This window comes from Microcoleus sp. MOSTC5 (assembly GCF_036701825.1).
Taxonomy (GTDB): Bacteria; Cyanobacteriota; Cyanobacteriia; order Cyanobacteriales; family Microcoleaceae; genus Microcoleus; species Microcoleus asticus.
On the sequence record NZ_JAUBRK010000008.1, the window covers coordinates 89,146 to 105,890 of the forward strand.

The 16,745-nt window shown below is 43.5% G+C and carries 16 protein-coding genes and 2 pseudogenes; 8 read left to right on the forward strand and 10 right to left on the reverse strand.

The window, feature by feature from the left end; all coding sequences use genetic code 11:
• Window positions 1-329: 329 nt before the first annotated feature.
• From QUA54_RS05835 to QUA54_RS05855, 5 genes and pseudogenes are all read right to left on the reverse strand, one after another.
• Complete coding sequence (locus QUA54_RS05835; protein WP_333413783.1) at window positions 330-1,385, reverse strand: acyltransferase; 1,056 nt, start codon at window positions 1,383-1,385, stop codon at window positions 330-332.
• 97 nt (window positions 1,386-1,482) lie between these two features.
• Complete coding sequence (locus QUA54_RS05840; RefSeq protein ID WP_333413784.1) at window positions 1,483-1,989, reverse strand: hypothetical protein; 507 nt, start codon at window positions 1,987-1,989, stop codon at window positions 1,483-1,485.
• A gap of 99 nt (window positions 1,990-2,088) precedes the next feature.
• Window positions 2,089-2,592, reverse strand: a complete 504-nt coding sequence (locus QUA54_RS05845; protein ID WP_333413785.1) for a hypothetical protein — start codon at window positions 2,590-2,592, stop codon at window positions 2,089-2,091.
• A 146-nt stretch (window positions 2,593-2,738) separates the two neighbouring features.
• Window positions 2,739-2,951 (reverse strand): annotated as a pseudogene (locus QUA54_RS05850) (FAD-dependent oxidoreductase); the annotation flags it as partial.
• A 236-nt stretch (window positions 2,952-3,187) separates the two neighbouring features.
• Entirely contained in the window at window positions 3,188-6,304 is a 3,117-nt protein-coding gene (locus tag QUA54_RS05855; protein ID WP_333413787.1) for an efflux RND transporter permease subunit, read from the reverse strand.
• Between the two features lie 272 nt (window positions 6,305-6,576).
• On the opposite strand from QUA54_RS05855, the gene QUA54_RS05860 reads away from it, so the two are divergent.
• The 4 genes from QUA54_RS05860 to QUA54_RS05875 all read left to right on the forward strand — a co-directional run bounded on the left by QUA54_RS05860 (window position 6,577) and on the right by QUA54_RS05875 (window position 8,798).
• Complete coding sequence (locus tag QUA54_RS05860; protein WP_015211800.1) at window positions 6,577-6,723, forward strand: hypothetical protein; 147 nt, start codon at window positions 6,577-6,579, stop codon at window positions 6,721-6,723.
• A gap of 233 nt (window positions 6,724-6,956) precedes the next feature.
• Window positions 6,957-7,397, forward strand: coding sequence for a heavy metal-responsive transcriptional regulator (locus QUA54_RS05865; protein ID WP_333413788.1), 441 nt, complete (start codon window positions 6,957-6,959; stop codon window positions 7,395-7,397).
• Between the two features lie 95 nt (window positions 7,398-7,492).
• Window positions 7,493-7,624: a hypothetical protein gene (locus QUA54_RS05870; RefSeq protein WP_333413789.1), complete on the forward strand. Its 132-nt coding sequence runs from the start codon at window positions 7,493-7,495 to the stop codon at window positions 7,622-7,624.
• Between the two features lie 259 nt (window positions 7,625-7,883).
• Complete coding sequence (locus QUA54_RS05875; RefSeq protein WP_333413790.1) at window positions 7,884-8,798, forward strand: cation diffusion facilitator family transporter; 915 nt, start codon at window positions 7,884-7,886, stop codon at window positions 8,796-8,798.
• Window positions 8,799-8,968: 170 nt separating this feature from the next.
• On the opposite strand, the gene QUA54_RS05880 is transcribed toward QUA54_RS05875, so the two are convergent.
• The 4 genes from QUA54_RS05880 to QUA54_RS05895 all read right to left on the reverse strand — a co-directional run bounded on the left by QUA54_RS05880 (window position 8,969) and on the right by QUA54_RS05895 (window position 13,855).
• Window positions 8,969-9,763, reverse strand: coding sequence for a tetratricopeptide repeat protein (locus QUA54_RS05880; protein WP_333208590.1), 795 nt, complete (start codon window positions 9,761-9,763; stop codon window positions 8,969-8,971).
• Between the two features lie 354 nt (window positions 9,764-10,117).
• Window positions 10,118-10,858 (reverse strand): IS1 family transposase, encoded by a 741-nt coding sequence (locus QUA54_RS05885; RefSeq protein WP_333413791.1) that lies wholly within the window; start codon window positions 10,856-10,858, stop codon window positions 10,118-10,120.
• A 257-nt stretch (window positions 10,859-11,115) separates the two neighbouring features.
• Window positions 11,116-13,062, reverse strand: a complete 1,947-nt coding sequence (locus tag QUA54_RS05890; RefSeq protein ID WP_333413792.1) for an efflux RND transporter periplasmic adaptor subunit — start codon at window positions 13,060-13,062, stop codon at window positions 11,116-11,118.
• A gap of 73 nt (window positions 13,063-13,135) precedes the next feature.
• Window positions 13,136-13,855, reverse strand: a complete 720-nt coding sequence (locus tag QUA54_RS05895; RefSeq protein ID WP_333413793.1) for a DUF305 domain-containing protein — start codon at window positions 13,853-13,855, stop codon at window positions 13,136-13,138.
• A gap of 344 nt (window positions 13,856-14,199) precedes the next feature.
• Between QUA54_RS05895 and QUA54_RS05900 the strand changes: the two genes are divergently transcribed.
• From QUA54_RS05900 to QUA54_RS05915, 4 genes and pseudogenes are all read left to right on the forward strand, one after another.
• Window positions 14,200-14,331, forward strand: coding sequence for a hypothetical protein (locus tag QUA54_RS05900; RefSeq protein ID WP_333413794.1), 132 nt, complete (start codon window positions 14,200-14,202; stop codon window positions 14,329-14,331).
• A 22-nt stretch (window positions 14,332-14,353) separates the two neighbouring features.
• Window positions 14,354-14,497 (forward strand): annotated as a pseudogene (locus QUA54_RS34390) (HAD family hydrolase); the annotation flags it as partial.
• 99 nt (window positions 14,498-14,596) lie between these two features.
• A complete protein-coding gene (locus tag QUA54_RS05910) occupies window positions 14,597-14,941 on the forward strand; it encodes a metalloregulator ArsR/SmtB family transcription factor (RefSeq protein WP_333413796.1) in 345 nt (114 codons plus the stop codon).
• Window positions 14,942-14,964: 23 nt separating this feature from the next.
• On the forward strand, window positions 14,965-15,489 hold the full coding sequence (locus tag QUA54_RS05915) for a cation transporter (RefSeq protein WP_333413797.1): 525 nt from the start codon (window positions 14,965-14,967) through the stop codon (window positions 15,487-15,489).
• Here QUA54_RS05915 and QUA54_RS05920 read toward each other — a convergent pair.
• Window positions 15,469-16,734, reverse strand: coding sequence for an IS701 family transposase (locus tag QUA54_RS05920; protein WP_333413798.1), 1,266 nt, complete (start codon window positions 16,732-16,734; stop codon window positions 15,469-15,471). The two genes, QUA54_RS05915 and QUA54_RS05920, sit on opposite strands and share 21 nt — an antisense overlap.
• Window positions 16,735-16,745 lie beyond the last annotated feature (11 nt).

Sequence of the window (16,745 nt, forward strand, 5' to 3'; positions counted from 1 at the left end):
GAAATATGAACCAGTGAGAGGTGAATTTTAATCGCAAACAAGCGCTTTACTCTCTTACTTGGAAATGAAATGTACCCAGAAATTCCCATCTGCCATATCGATGCGACGAATTAAGTTGTAGCAATAATAGAGATAGGCTCCATTGGCGTGGTTGTTATACCCGCTAGCAAACCATTCTCCATTGAGCGCCACAGTAGGAGACAGAGCAAAAAATGCCGTCGGCTGGAGGGTCTAGCAAACCTAAATCGATGAGGCGAATTTGAATTTGGCGAGTTAGCTCTTTATCAGCGGCGATCGCCTCGCCCCCACGGATGTTGCGTAAATCCAGATTAAATTCCCAGAATGTACTGAATGTAATTCTTGGGTAAAAGTTTTTGCAACAGGTAAATAATCCCAAAACAAACTAGCAAATCTACCGTCACTAAAACTCCGAGCTTGAGCAGTGGCTCTGCAGAATACATAAATTTATAAGACGCTAAATTAACATAGTTTACTACCCTCACATCTAGCAGGTATATAGGAAAGGAGTAAGTCGCCAATATTTTGACTAATTTCGATACTTTACTAGGAAGTATGATGCTTTGAGAAAATGCCAATATCGACAGTACGAACAAAATTGCGTATCCTTGAGTAGATAGTTTAAAAAACGATCGGGCAAACCAGGCATCCGAATTCACTTCACTGAGTAGGTAAAATTCCCAAATACTTGCTAGATAGAACAAGATAGTTGCTGCTAAAATAAGCATTTTTTGGCGCTGAAGGTATCCTTGAATGTTGTCATAACAACTGCCAAGAACTAAACCAGTGGAAAAGGGGAAAATCCAACTAAAAATCCAGCGCTCTATCAGCGGTATAGGTATGGAAGGTAAGTATTTGAAAGCAACTAAGTAAAAGACTATGTTAAAAACTATTTGAATGGTGAAACCCAAAGCCAAAACTTTTCGGGGTTCTAAAAATCTTAATTTAACTAAAATCCACCACCACAAATAGCATTGAACAATCACAACTATAAAATAATAGGGGGGCAGCACAGAACCTGTCAGCACATCTCTAACTAATCCAAGTAAATTAAATCGTTTGAGGTTGCCAAAATTATTTAAAATGTAGAAGGCTACCGACCAAAAAAGATAGGGTGGTATAATTCGCGATAGCCTTTTCTTTAATATCAGCGTTGGGTTATTTTGATTCTCACGCTTGTTGGTAAGAAAAAAACCGCTGAGTAGTAAAAATGCTGGTACGCAGAAAAGCTGGAGTGTATCGATCGCAATAAATAGAAGTCTGCGATCTGGTAATGACAAAAAACCAGCATGAATAATCACAACACTGACGATAGCCAAAGCTCGGATTAAATCAAATTCGATGCACCTGTTAGAAGCTTTTAGCATTGTAAAACAATGGGTATTTAGAGGGCAACAATCGGCTGTCAACGATATAGTTAATGGTTTCACTCTTAATTCGCCAACTATTGGCAGTGCCGTATCCCTAACGATTGAACATAAATCGACCGTCTACCTTTTGACCATTAATATCAGCAGTAATCTTCATCTGGTACTGACCAGCAGCTTTTCCAGGCAGGAAAGCAGTATAGTGCTGGTCTTTCTGGTCATAAGTAAAGGTAAGAGCCTTTTGAGTGCGATCGGGGATCTGAATTTGACCGGTTATCTTCGCATTAGGTATTGTCTGGTGGTTGTCGCCTCTTTGCAAATAGAAATCCAGGTGAGTTCGATCGGCTTCTTTTTCGACCACCAACTCTAAATGATAAGGGCCTGATTCTACTACTTGACCCCCTTTTGATGAGTTAGAATGACCAGGAGTTGCAGCTATTTGTGTAGTCGGGTTGAGTGATAGTGGCGGTTTTGTTCCAGAAGCATTTGGACTAGCAGCGGGGCTGCTAGCAGCATTTGTGACCTGCGTAGCATTGCCATAGGCTGCTACTAACATCATTCCCGCAGTACCTGCAACGATTAAACCGGTCTTCAGAGATTTCATTTGTTTTTGTCCTTTGTTTCTTAGTAATGAACAATGACTGCCCCAAAATTTATCACTTCTTGAAGCAAAATTCCTATGCGTTCAGAGCAAATCAGCTATCTATTGATTGAAGCTAAAACGACCGTCAACTTTTTCTCCGTTAATATCCGCAGCCATCTTCACGGGATATTGTCCGGCATCTTTGACTGGAAACAAAACAGTGTAATGTTTTCCATCAGTGTCGTATTTGAGGGCTAGGGTTTGCTGTTTTGCATTGGGTAACTGCACTTGAGCTGACACTTTTGCGTTAGGAATTGGTTCGTGGTTATCACCTTTTTGCAAATAAAAATCTAAGTGAGTTTCGGTATCTTCTTTTTCAGCTACAAACTCTAAGTGGTAAGCTCCAGATTCAACAACTTGACCCCCTTTAGATGCTTTAGCTCGATCCGTTTTACCAGTTCCCGCAGGGGCAGCATTGGGAGCAGAAGACGCAGGTTGAGAGGCGACTGGAGAGGATGCTTGGCTGCTATTTTTATCGCTTACTTGGTCGCCTTTACTGCAAGCTCCCAAAAATAGCAATCCGATACTGCCTAGAATAACTAACGTTGACTTGAGCGCTTTCATTAGATTTAATCTTTGCATACAATGATTAGAAATCATGACACCGAAAAATGAAATTAGGATGAAATTTTCCAGAATGCAGATTTTTTTAATTTTTCTTAATACGAAGCTCTTCATCATAACCTGGTATGTTTGGCTTTACGGCTTTCCCAGCCATATTCATCAACATCTTCAAAAACGTGAGAGAATCTAGCGGCATAAGCCATCAGTTTCTCAGGAATACAGCCATGAATAACGCAGGTGCCACCTACCCCATCCCGTTCTGCGAGCGCAACACGGACACCATAACCTGCCGCTAGACAAGCGGCAGCAACGCCTCCAGGTCCTGCACCAATCACAAAAAGGTCATAATCAAAGTTCATAATTATTGATCCAGCTTCTAGCAGCACTAGGTTTGCTTATATATTCAGCTTTTCATAGAGGAATGAAATTAGCGTGAAATCTTTACTATGCAGGAATATCCTTTTTTTAGTACCCGTCTTAAATATCAGTTACCTCGCTAGATGTATATTGTTTTTTTACTTATATTAACATAGTTGGTTTTTTCCTAGCCGACTTACTTACATAACTATGTTAGAAATAAAATCATGGTTTAAAATCAAGCCTCATAACTTGCCTCAACTATCTTAGTTTCACTTAAATCAATCGTTTTAGTAACTAAAAATCTCCCAAACAAAGAATACAAAGCTGGCAAAACTAACAGAGTTAAGGCAGTAGAAGTAAATAAGCCTCCCAGCACTACAACTGCTAGCGGTTGCAAGATTTCTTTACCCGCGCCGCTGCCAATTACTAAAGGAACCATCCCCAAAGCAGATGAGAGAGCAGTCATCAAAATCGCGACTAGCCGCTCCATAGAACCCTCAACGATGACTTTCTGCAAAGGCATACCATCTGCTAACTTGTTGTTATAGTTATCAACTAGCAGCAGTCCGTTGCGGGTAGCTACACCGAATAAGGTGATGAATCCTACCATTGAGGCGACAGAAATAATGCCGCCTAGCGCAACTGAAATCACGCCACCGACTAATGCTAAGGGCAAGTTTATCATAATCATGGCGGTAGCTGGAATTGTTTTAACGGCAAAGTAAATCAGTACCGTGATGGCGACAAAGGCTAATAAGCCAGCCACAATTAATGTTTGAGTTGCTTGTTCTTGAGCCTGAAATTGACCGCCGTACTGAATGTAATATCCAGATGGCAATTGTACTTTTTGTTTTACCAGGCTGCGAATATCAGCGATGACAGAACCTAAGTCTCGCCCTTGGACGTTAGCAGAAACGACAATTAGCCTGGATACATTCTCGCGATTGAGGGTGTTGGGGCCGGTGCCGTAGTCAACTTTGGCAACTTGTGCGAGGGGAATTTTCTGTCCGCTGGGAGTATCAACTAACAAGTTGCGGATAATATCTAAATTGTGCCGATTGCCCTCATTGAACCACACAACTAAGTCAAACACTTGCTGTTGCTCTAAAACTTGAGAAACAACTCGCCCGTTGAGAGCAGTTTCAATAATTTCTGCTAAGTCGCCTACCGCCAAACCGTAACGAGCAGCGGCAGTGCGGTCAAATTTAATTTGTACCTGTTTGATGGGTACTTGCGGTTCTAGTTGCAAGTCTACAACGCCGGGAATTTCCGTCATAGTGGCTTCTACTTGTTTGCCGAGCGCCCTTAATTGTTCCAAGTCAGGCCCGAATATTTTAACAGCGATCGCACTTCTGACTCCCGACAGCACCTCATCCATCCGATGCGAGATAAACCCGCCAATATTAGCCGCGACACCCGGTATTTTTGCATATTCCTTTCGCAGCTTTTCAATAGTAGCTTCCCGGTTTTTCACCCCCAGTGAGCTCATCTCTACATCCATTTCTCCAAAATTCACACCGCCGACATCGCTATCGCCTGGAGCACGTCCCGAACGCAAAGCTAAAGCTTCAAAATTCTTGTCATTTTTCAAAGCATCCTGAATCGCAAAACCCACCTGATTTGTAGCATTTAAAGACTCGCCCGGATAGAGAGAAGTAGCAACGATCAAACTGCGTTCCTGAAACTCCGGCAGAAAAACTCGCCCCAAACTAGGTAAAATCACCATAGAAGCTACGAAGCCCACAATAGCTATTACCAAAACAATCTGAGGAAAGCGGATAGAAAAAATTAAAGCTGGGCGATATAATTGATGAGATTTGCGAGCAATCCAAGTTTCATCCGGGGGCAAACGGCGATTGACTAATAGCAAAGCACATAGTGCCGGAGTTAACGTTAGCGCTACCAATGTCGAAGCGATAATTGACAGCAAATAAGACACGCCCATCGGCGTAAAAATTCGACCTTCTACGCCAGAAAGCGCAAAAATTGGCGCAAAGATGACGGCAATAATTACTGTGGAAAATAACACGCTGACCCGCACTTCAACGGAGCCATTAAACACCACATCTAGTGGCGGAACAGGTGTTCCCGCCTGCTGGTTTTCCCGCAAGCGACGGTAGACATTTTCCATATCAACGATCGCATCGTCTACTACCGAACCAATCGCCACAGCAAGTCCTCCCAAGGTCATCGTGTTGATGCCTTGTCCTGTCCAATCTAAAATCATCATTCCCAGCAGCAAAGATACTGGGAGGGCGCTGAGGCTGATGATAACGGTGCGCCAGTTCATTAAAAATAGAATTAGTACGATCGACACAATGATGATGCCATCCCGGAGAGCATCTCTCACGTTTTCTATAGAAGCTTCAATAAAATTTTCCTGCCGAAAAGTGACAGTAACTTTGACATCTTTAGGCAGACTCGGTTTAATTTCCTCCATCGCCGCCTCAACTGCCTTCGTTACTGTTGGGGTATCAGCAGCAGGCTGTTTGTTGACGATGACTATAATCGCTTTCTTGCCATTTAAGATGCTGTCCCCGCGTTGGAGTGCTGCACCGATTTTCACGTCAGCTACTTGGCTCAGCAGCACTGGCGTACCATTTCTGGCTGCGATCGCAGATTGCTTCAAATCCTCGATCGACTCAATTCGCCCCACGCCCCGAATTAACAATTCTTGGTCTGGGCTAATTAAAAATCCGCCCGGAGCATTGACATTTGCTTTTTTAACTGCTTCTGTAACTTGCTGCAAAGAAACATTAAATTCTTTCAGTTTATTAGGTTCTACTAAAACTTGATACTGGCGTTCTTCACCCCCAAATATCACAATTTGAGTAACGCCGGGAACTGCTAAAAAGCGGTTTTTTACTTGCCAGTTCACAATTCGCCGCACTTCCATTAAAGGTGTCGTATCTGTAGTAAAAGCATATTTAATGGTGGCTCCCAGCGGAGAGCTGACGGGGGAGATTTGCGGGGTTTCTACGCCTTGAGGAAGTTGGTTTTGCGCTTGCTGCAACCGTTCTGTTACTAACTGGCGAGCGCGGTAAATTTCAGTATCCCAACCAAAGATGACTTTGACGACGGAAATGCCTACAGCAGAAGATGAGCGTACCGTTTCTACTCCGGGAGTGCCGTTAATCGCACTTTCTATGGGTCGAGTCACTAGAGATTCGACTTCTTCAGGAGCAAGTCCTGGTGCTTCGGTTTGAATTTCGACTTGGGGGGGAGCAAAGCTGGGAAAAACATCGAGCGGCATTTGTGTCAAAACTCGCAATCCCCAAAGGGTAATGAGGATGGAGGCAATGACAACTAGCCACCGTTGGGCGATCGACCATTTGACAATAGAATTAAGCATATTTTACTCCAAGCTTCCGGCTGCTGTAGTTCCCCTTGAACCCTTGGCTATTCTGCGTTAAAATCGCCATTCAATTTAGGTTGACACCCAAACATGAAATCAGGATGAAATCTTCAGACTTTCATACAGGTATTTGGAGCGCGGTATCGGAAATTAAATTATTTTACAATTTTTAATGTTTCTTCCCTTGACTCTATAGCCGACTTGAGGGTTTATGCTATGTATAGTTTCCCAAAGAAACTTTTCGATCCTAGATTCCGAGGTAAAAATTCATGATTAAAGCAACTCAGACTAAACGCTTCACTCTTGCAGCTTTGACGGCAGTTCTCCTGACAGCAGGTACAGCCGCGGTTGTCTTTGCCGCCGGCCCTTGTACTACTCCTACTCCTGACTGCCCTCAAGCTAATTGCGATAAATAATCCTTATTTTCCCAGTGCGTGTAGATTCCATCGCGGATTTTTCGCCGGGATAAGGAAGAGAATATCCGACAGCAGCAGTAACTCAAAATTGAGTTACTGCTGCTTTTTTCCCAACTACAATTATTGACAAGAGAGAATATTTTATCATAAAAAATTGGGTGAGTATAACCAGCACAAAAAACTGAAAGTGGCAACCGCTATAATGATAGGGGTCAAACTTACCTAGAACTGCTATGACAAAATTTGAAACAGCATCCCTAGAACAGCAGCTACTAAAAATTGGAGAACTAGCCAAGCAAACTGGTGTTGCTGTAGGCACCCTGCGATACTATGAAAGCCTAGGATTACTGGAACCTGCCTTACGCAGCAGTAGCGGTTATCGTTACTACACAGCCGATGCTGCGAGACAAGTGCAATTTATCAAGAAAGCCCAAAGACTCAGCTTTTCTCTTCAAGAAATTCAGGAAATTTTGGGATTTCGCCGTCAAGGAGTAAAACCTTGTCCGCTAGTGCAAGACTTATTAAGCCACAAAATTGATTTGCTTGATGAGGAAATTCAGCGCATGAGTGCGTTCAAAGCTGAGTTGGAAGCTTATAAAAAACTTTGGAGAAATCGAGCTTCCGATAATCCCGATAGCGAGGAACTTTGCAGTTTGATTGAGGGAGTTCAGTAGGGTTGATCAGTGTAAATCTACCAATAGTACAGTGTAAGGAACCCAGGAGCCTCAAAACATTGCTCTGTATACGTTTGCTTTGTTTAGGTGTAAATATGAAAGATAATATTCGCCAACTCATCGCCCATCGCCTACGACTCCCCAGCAGCCAGCGAGAAAAGCGATCGCCAAGTTTATCAGCATCACAAGGCAAAGCTCTACTTAGGCGTAGCAGTCGCACGGCATAGCGAATTGCCGACTGTTCTGATTTCTTGGCTAACATCCGCAGAATCTACCGATCAGATTGACAGGGTTCCTGTTGAGCCAACGCGTGGTAGAGCCGCGAGGCTGCCAACTTGCTGCGGTAACTACGCTCAATAGCGACGATTAAACGCCAGCGTAATTGACGTTTTTTCATACACTTTACTTAATTCCAGATTGCTCATTGGAGATTTTCAAGGCTTTCCTTCACACTGTGATTGAGGAATGTCGTTATTATTGAAGGTTATGAACACTAAGTCAGCACGCTCCTACGCACCCTTCTCGATTGTCGCTGCCCTCGCTGCTATGGCTCTTAAGTTTGGAGCTTATTTCCTAACTGGCTCGGTGGGGTTGTTTTCTGATGCCGCTGAATCACCTGTGAATCTGATTACGGCACTGGTAGCGTTTTGGGCGCTGACGTTAGCAGCTAAGCCCCCCGATGTCGAACACAATTTTGGACATAGCAAAGCTGAATACTTCTCTAGTGGACTGGAAGGGGCGCTGATTTTGGTAGCTGCCGTTGCTATTGCTGTTGAAGCCTCACAGCACTTAGTTCATCCACAACCATTGGGGCAGTTAGGACTAGGATTAGGACTTTCTCTAATCGCAACAGGGATTAATGGCGGTGTGGGCTTAGTCCTGTTGAGAGCTGGACGGCGCTTGCGATCGGTTGTCTTGCGGGCTGACGCGCAGCATTTGTTCACTGATGTGTGGATTTCTCTGGGTATTTTGCTTGGTGTCTTGTTGGTGAAATTAACTGGCGCTCTCATCCTCGATCCTATCATCGCTTTGCTTGTCGCTGCTTACATTTTGTGGACAGGAGTCCTGTTGCTGCGCGAAACCGCTCTGGGGCTGATGGACACAGCACTTCCGGCAGCACAGCTACAAATTATTACGGATGTCTTAGCCCCCTACCAACAGCAAGGCATTCAGTTTCATGCTCTGCGTACACGAGTAGCTGCGTCACATCAATTTGTGTCTTTCCACGTTCTGGTGCCGGGAGCATGGACGGTGCAACATGGTCATGCTTTGTGTGAGGAAATTGAGTTAGCGATCGCCAAAGCACTACCAGGGACTCACACCGTCACTCACTTAGAACCGTTAGAGGAGCTATCCTCATGGACTGATCAAGGCTTAGGGCGAGCAACGGATGTTGAGTGATAGCTATTTTTGGTCATGTTCTTCTCCTATCATCAATCACTGATTCGTTAGCGGATTATCTCAACAGTTCCTCCGTAGGATTTATTAGTTCCAGCCTCAACACCTCAAATCGGCGAAGAGGAAGATTAGACTGGCAGCTTTCTTTTTATCAAAGAGCATTGAGCAAGCTATTAGGGCTTGGATGTCTGCTGAACCTGTTGGATGTAGACTTGAGTTTGTCGGTAGCTATCAGAGTCTCCCTGCTTCATAAACAGTCGAGCAGCCTGCTGCAAGTCGGCTAAGGCAACTTGCCTGTTTCCCATTTGGTAATAGAGAAGTCCCCGATTGCCGTAAGCTTCAGCTAAATTGGGATTTCGGCGCAAAGCCTGGTTGTAATCTGCGATCGCTCCCCTTGCATCCCCTAATTCAGTACGAGTTTTTCCCCGGTTGTAATAAGCATCGGCATAATTGGGATTGAGCCAAATCGCTTGATTCAAGTCTGCTAGGGATTTTTTGGACTCACCCATGTTGACGTAGACAACCGATCGCTGATTGTAGGCTTCCGCATAATTGGGATTGAGCCGAATTGCTTGATTTAAGTCCTCCAGCGCGTCTGGAAAATTTCCGACATCCATGTGGGCATCTCCTCGGTTGTAGAGGGCGATCGCGTTGTTTGGATTGATGCGTAAGGCTTGTTCAAAGTCAGCGAGTGCCTTGTTGAAGCTTCCCAGGTCATGATAAGCAAGACCGCGATTCAGGTAGGCTTCAAAGGAGCTGGGGTTGGATTGAATCGCTTTAGTATAGTCTACAATCGCTCCAGAGTTGTCTCCTTGCTTTGCTTTTTGTAGACCCTGGTTTAAGAAGTCTGCTGCCTCTCCCTGCGCTAGGGAAGGGAACTCATATTGAGCTAAGACAACAGGAGTAGGCAGTCCACATAAGACGGCGGCGATTCCCAGGGGAGTAATAACTTTATGCAGGAAGCTCATGACTCTAACCCTTTTTCTAAAATTTTCCCTTAACTTCTAGTCTAAATGCCTCCCTCTCAGGCAGCAATTTTCCTAAAAAATAATATTATTCCCAGTATTTTGAGAATAACCCTCTTTTGTCACTTTCCGAAATTCTGACGAATTTTCGTCATTACAGCCAACGACACCTAACGAAAAAATCAGGGTTTGACCCCCATTTTTCGGAGAGTGACAGAAGAGGGATACAATGTCCAAAGACTAACAATAAGGGTAGCGATAACAATTAGCCAGCGGCGGTTTATTACCCATCTAAGAATAGTGGTGAACATTTTATTATCTGGGAGGGTAGTCATAAATATGTAGTGATCGGGGATATTACCCGGCTCTACATTCATTATAGTGATGAATGAAATACCAAATGGCTCCAATATGATTCTCTAATGTTTTTGAGAAAGAAAGAGTTCGCCTTACAAGTCTTGAAACTCGTTGGCGTAAAGTATTATTAAACCTTTCAATATGACTGGTTTTACCACTTTCTTTGCCAACTGGTTTGTGACGTTTTGAGGCAATAACTTTTTCATAAGATACCCAAAAATCCGTATAGCAAACCGCACATTGTCGATAAACAGGCGGCAAAGATTCCCAAAGCTTTTGTGCCGAGTTCCGGCTGCGATCTCCAATATAAACTCCAACAATTTCTCTAGTTTTTCTGTCTATAGCCAGCCAGACCCATTGTTGATTATCTTTTTTTCTAACAAAAGACCATAATTCATCACATTCAATGATTAATTTTCCTTGAGCTTTCTCTGAAACCTTGAGTTTTCGAGGCGTTTGGGCGTATTTATTATTTACATAATTTTGCAGCCAAGTTGGAGAAACCCCGACCGAACGAGCAATTCCAGCGAGAGAAATTTTTTCTAAGAGAAGTTTATCTATTAAATTCTTAGTTTCTTGAGAAATTTTCTTTTTTGTAGAATGCTCAACAAACTGCTTGCCACATTGTTTGCACTTAAATTTTTGTTTTTTGTTGTGGGTACTGCCATTTTTTACGGTTTGTTGCCCTTGGCAGTAGGGACAACAAGGTCGGCGATTTAATAACTTCAAAAAATCTTCCATAGCCAGTTAATTTACATCAATCTACAAAATTGCTTTTTTCATAAAATAACATTTGTAAGCAGTTTAATCAATAAGAAAAATTAATAGGTTTAATAAGCTTTTCTCAAGCTATGACATCTATTTTTTTAGGTTTTAACTTGAAAATAGCTGGGATTTTAGTTGGCAACTACCAGCCACCACTACATATTTATGACTACCATCTGGGAGTTAATAGATACATAATTCTGCAAACTAAATTGCTATATTCACGCAATTGTTTACTTAAAACTCTTGACTTCTGCCTCTTGAGTTTTAACGTGATGGTTGTCATTGTGTAACAGCAGTTCATTGTCCAACACCGATGCAGATGCGGAAAAACTATTGTTTCCGGCAGTGTTTCCAGAATCCGCTGCTATGGCGGGCAATTTGCGTCGATTTCCCAACAACAGGCCGGCTGTGAAAGTCAGGGATGCGATCGCAACTGCTCCCCCTATTCCCGCCCACCATAAAGACACGGGTAAATTATTAAAATTAACCTCTGTTGCCTTTGGAGTTGCATTTTTCTTTTCCTCGTCTTTTGAGGGCTTGCTGCCGCCACGTAAAAATTGTGCGTAAAGTTGAGGTGCTCGCTGCGTTACTATCAAATCTCCCTCAAATAAACCGCTTTTAACTTCAACTAAATCTCCGGCCGTTTGACCGAGTTCAATTTCAACAGCTTGATAAGCATTGCCATTTTGGACGTAAACAGTTTTTTTACCGCTAACATCCACTACCGCAGCGCTCGGAATTGCTAAAATATTTGTTGCAGTTTTGTCGGTTAAAATCTCCAACTCAGCAAACAGTCCGGGCTTTAATTCGCCGTTGATATTATCTATTTCTGCTTTCACCGGCACTACCCGCGTTTCTCCTTCGACGGATGACCCAATGAAGGCGATTCTTCCTTTGAAAATGCGATCGGGTAAATTAGCGACTTTTACCCGGACTTCCTGACCCTGTTTTACTTTATTCAGGTCTTTTTCGTAAATATTGGCTGTGGCAAAAACGCGGCTGTCATTTAACAGACTCATCAACGATTTTTCAGCGTTTACTGACTCGCCTGGAGTGATTTCGCGATCGGCTACCGTCCCCGAAATCGGAGCAACTACAGTAACGAGTCCTCGCTCGTTGGCAACAGTTCCTAATTGTTGTAGCCGCGCTTGATAGGCTGCGTCAGCCAAGCGAATGCGCGACTGAGCGACTTCGACGGCAGTTTTGCCGCGTTTGAGTTGGTTCTCGGCTTCTAGGACTTCCCGGCGACTCTGAGCTCTGGTAAGTTGAGCTTTTGCTTCTGCTACTCTGCCTTGAGATTCCCGCAATTCCCGCATGGGGAGGTCTACTTCGGCTTGTTTAATTTCGGTTTGGGCTTTGATAACTTCAGGACGGCTTTTTGCCTTAGCAACAGTGGCTTTTGCTTCGGCGAAGTGGGCTTGCGATTCCAGCATGGTGCGCCGCGCGATCGCTCCTGATGCCGCTAATTCTTTGTCGCGATCGAACTGTTCTTTAGCAATAGTTAATTCTGTTTCTGCCCGCGCTATTTCTGCTTGCGCTATTTCAATTTGACGCTGATAGTTTTCTTGAGCGGCTTGCACCACGGAACGCTTGTTTACTAATTCTTGTTCTCGCTGGTACTGCTTAGTTACCGCTGTCAATTGGGTTTGGGCGTGGGCGATTTCTGCTGCGGATATTTGAAGTTGGCGATCGTAATTTTCTCGTGCTAGTTTAAGATCGCCTTCCGCTTGCTGCAAATCTGCCTCAGCTTCGGCACGTTTCGAGAGAGATTCAGCCCGCAATTGTCCTAATTCTGAACTCGATAAAACCGCAAGCGGCTGACCTTTTGATACTTTGTCCCCAGGCTTAACCAGCAACTCTACTACTTTGCCAGCAACAGGAGCCGTCACTTCTACTTTTTGGTTGGGTAAAGTTTCAATTTGTCCTGTGGTTTTGATGCCGATATCTAGTCGCTGGCGGGCGGCAGGGGAGACTTTAATACCTAATCGTTTTGCTGTTTCGGCATCCACAGAAATAGCAGCAGGAGTTTGAGGTGTTTCGCTGCTTTGGTGAAATTCATTTCCGTGGCCAGCGTGGGCAAAAACGGGGGTGGACTCGATGAAGAACAAAAGAGTCAGGAGTATTCCCGAAAAGTGAACTATCGGTGCTGAGGAGCGGACACGGCGGTAGTATTGCATGATTGAGTAGGGGAGAATCTGAACTCAAAGATCAGTTTTGCAGATAAAAATGAAATCCGGGTGAAATATGGTGTTACTGTTTGTACCAAGCTTGTCGCCACTCTTTCATTTGCTCTATTTCTTGCTTTTGCGAAGTCACAATCTCTTGGGACAATTTCTTTATTTCCGGCCGCTTCGACTTCTTCAAAGCATCTTCAGCCATCACTAAAGCTCCTTCGTGGTGGGGAATCATCGCATTGATAAATCGCAAGTCAAATTGGTCGTCAGCCGCCCCTAAATCCATGCTCATCATCATGCTTTGGATTTGTTCGGGAGTCATTGCCATCATGTGACCCATTTGAGCGTGATAAGCCATTGGCGTACTGCTGGCTTTGGCATACCAAGCTTTTCGCCACTCTTTCATTTGATTGATTTCGCGGTTCTGAGCAGCAATAATATTATTGGCTAGTTTTTTCATTTCGGGACGTTTGGATTTATTGAGTACCTCTTTTGCCATGTTTACAGCACCTTGATGGTGTACTGTCATGCCATCAATAAATCGCAAATCGTAGTCGGCATCAGCAGGGCCTAAATCCATTGACATATTGTGATTCATGCCATGATTCATGCCACCCATGCCGCCGCCTTGTGCCATGTCTTGCTTGTTGTTTGCTTCGGTTGCAGCCGTAACATTTGGGGCTTGAGTTTCGCTGGAAGGGACTTTTGAACAAGCTGCAAGCACTCCGCTGGTTAAAGCGGCTGCGGCGGTCAATATCAGCGCTGCAAAGCCTGTTTTTAATGAAATTGGTTTCATAGATTTTATATCCTTAAAACTGCCATTTATCTTCAGCTTTCCACATATAAATGAAATTAGGATGAAATTTTCGACTGGGAATTGTAAAAAATTATTGCTGTGCCGTCGATCGAACTCAAATTTAAGATTTACAGGAGTCATAACCTAATTATGTAGGGTGCACAGTGCGCGCCTTATCCCTATGGGTAGGGTGTCCAACCACTTTTTCCATAATTCCTGATTAATTTCGCAATCCCCATTAACTCTCCAGTGGACTAGAGAAGTCCAAGCAGTTGACTCAGCCGCCGTTGTTTAAGCCGATCTCAAGACGAAGTTGGTGACAATTCAAACTGTGAAACCGGAAAATGAAGTTAGGAAAGCGATCGCATCTGTTGGCTATCCAGGCAGTTGAAGGCAGAAGTCAGAATATTACCCAATCCCAATTTCAGAGTGCAGATATGGATCATCTCACAGTCAAACTCCAAGGCATGAGTTGAGTCGATGGTCCCTTCCGCTGTTATCCAGCGCATTTTTGCTGAAGTTAGACTAGACCAAAAAGCAGCTCAAATCTAAACACTGCAAGCACCAGGGAAAATTGTAGCGATGGTGGGAGATGGGATTAACGATGCTCCGGCTGGGGAAATAGCAGATGTGGGAATGGCGACGCTGCTCACGTAAGGGTAGAAATAAGCTTTCAGGTGTTTACATATCATTATTTGCTGATATGATGATATAAAAGAGCTTTGTATTGAAGCTAAGCATATGATTTTCTCTGCTCAATCTCAGTCCACTCGCTTGAAAGCAAAACTCTTTCGTGGGTTTTCTGATCCATCCCGATTGGCGATTTTGGACGTGCTGCGATCGCGTCCAATGACCGTGAGTGAAATTGTTGAAGCAACCGGGCTATCGCAATCTAACACCTCAAACCACTTGGGCTGTCTCCGTGATTGCGGTCTGGTAAACACCCTGCAGCAAGGACGGTATACGAGCTATCAACTCGCCGATGCACGAGTTGCTGAGATTTTGGAAATGGTTGAAGAGTTAATGGCTGATGTAGCAAAAGGAGTTTATGAATGTACCCGCTACAACTGCTCAAAGAACGAATAACAACAAGCTAATCAGGAGGCACAATGTCAGAGTGTGGATGTCACATGGAAGCGAAGAACGCTGCGGAGCGTAAAACACTGCGAATTCTGTTACTGATCAATGGCACAATGTTTGTCGTCGGAATTGTGGCAGGAGTTTTAGCGCATTCAACAGCCCTAGTTGCAGACTCATTAGATATGTTTGCAGATGCTTCGGTTTACACGATGTCGCTTTATGCAGTTGGCAAATCGGCGCATCACAAGAATCGTGCAGCGACTCTAAGTGGTATTTTTCAGATCACGTTAGCCGTGATGGTTGTCGTCGATGTGATTCGACGATTTGTTTGGGGGGAGAGTTCACCGGAATCAGGCTGGATGATGGGAATTGCTTTCTTGGCGCTGATTGCTAACAGTTATGGTTTGTACCTTCTCTCAAAGCATCGTAAGGGTGAGGTACATATGCGGGCAAGTTGGATATTTACGCAGAATGATGTAATTGCAAATTTTAGTGTGATCGTCGCAGGTTTGCTAGCGGGACTTAAACAAATTTTAAGCCCAAACAAAGCCTAAACTGGCTTTATAAGCGGAGAATACATCCCAATTTTGGTTCAACCATTTCACAAACCTAAAAGATATGGCTGTCCGAAATGCTTCGAGTGCATCACTAAAAGTGTTTAAAGGTTTGTTTGCCCATTTGCGCCTTAATCCTCCTGTTAAGGTATGCCAGAGAATGAAAGTGTAGGCACAAAACACCATAATGAAATGTCTTTTCAGGCTGATTTCATCTCTAACTTGATATTCATTTAACCCCAACCAGCCCTTAGCTTCCCGATAGAAAACTTCAACCCAATTTCTTTGTGAATAAGTTTTTACTATCCACTCCTCTGTCGCTTTTGATAAGTAAACATTACTCATCAAATAATCTATTTCAGTGGCGGTCTCAAAAGTATCTGCATTCATGACGATGGCTATTACTTTCTTACCCGTGCATTGTGATAACTCGACTTGTTGAATTGCTACCCATACTGTTCTCGGTTGTTCTAAATTGAGTTGAATTTTTGTGAAAGCCTCTACAGGCAATGCTTTTGTTAAATTGTCTACTCGAATTTCTTCTGTTTCATTTTCGGTTTTTTGAATTATTACTTTGCGATTCTTGGCGATTCCTCCGATATATTTTAATTTGCGGTTTTCTAATTCTTGTAAAAAACTGGTGTTATTACCATACCCTGCATCCATCAAGACTATTCCTGGTTTATAGCCTCTGGCTAAGGTTTTGTCGATTAAATTTCTGGCTATTTCTGGCTTTTTCTTAAATTCTGGGTCCTCCTTTCCCTCTGGTAATGAGTCGGCTTTTTTATATAATTCAATATCTAATGGCAGGCTTTTTTTACCATCATATAGATGACTTGTAACTATTACTACCCCATTGTCAGTTTTTCCGATTTGTCCGATGTATTGTCTGCCTACACCGTCGGTAAAATTACCACTTTTTCGGTGACCTGAATCATCTATTATCAGGCTAAATCCTCGACTAATCTTGGTTTGGTTACACTGATTCATTACGTCTAGGCGACGTTGATTGAGCTCATTGAATGACCAAGGCGCTGTTGTTAAAAAATGATGTAATTTGTGGTAAGTTACTCCGACGGCATTTTCTGCCATCTGCGACAGGTTTTTTCGTTCACTTTCTCCCAATAATCCCCCTAAATAGTTCCTAAACTCTCGTTTTTGGGCAAGATGACCAAAAATATCGTCAAATCTTTGACACCATCTATCGAAGCAGGGGGGCATCGCGGCAGGGGTTGTCTCTTTCATGGGTCATTTTT